Origin of the sequence: Serratia sp. ASV30 (genome assembly GCF_016428815.1) — a bacterium.
GTDB classification, from domain to species: domain Bacteria; phylum Pseudomonadota; class Gammaproteobacteria; order Enterobacterales; family Enterobacteriaceae; genus Chania; species Chania fonticola_C.
This window is the reverse complement of sequence record NZ_JAELTL010000211.1, coordinates 1-414: the sequence shown is the minus strand read 5'-3', so window position 1 is coordinate 414 and position 414 is coordinate 1. Positions and strand designations below refer to the sequence as shown.

General features: G+C 31.4%; 1 protein-coding gene. It reads right to left on the bottom strand.

What is annotated here, in order from left to right; all coding sequences use genetic code 11:
* Positions 1–26 precede the first annotated feature (26 nt).
* On the bottom strand, positions 27–414 hold a 388-nt coding region (locus JHD74_RS26775), incomplete at its 5' end, for a hypothetical protein (protein WP_233169706.1).

Here is a 414-nt window from a genome sequence, read left to right as displayed (position 1 = left end):
TAACTGGCAGTATTAACTGCCAGTTATTATTTATGTTTTTCTATATTACATTGGTGCTCATCATTACTATCATTCTCTTTACAATCAATAGTCCCATCATAAAGAATGCTACTATCAGATGGCAAATTTAAGAAATCAGACTTTTTGAATTTCCCTAAGAATAATCTAGACACCTTTCTAATATCCTTTAAAAAACCTTTGCTGGGGTTATGGATGTCTACGGTTTTCTTATAATTCCCTTCGTTATGTGGAGCCCAATAAATGGAATCATTATAATTAATAAAACATGGTTCTTTTTTGTCAAACGTCAATATGAAAGGCTCTCTATCTTTCTTATTCTTTATATGCATATGATACCCAAACCCATGATTCTCATTAAAAATAGTTCCACATGAGATATCACGACAAAGGTTC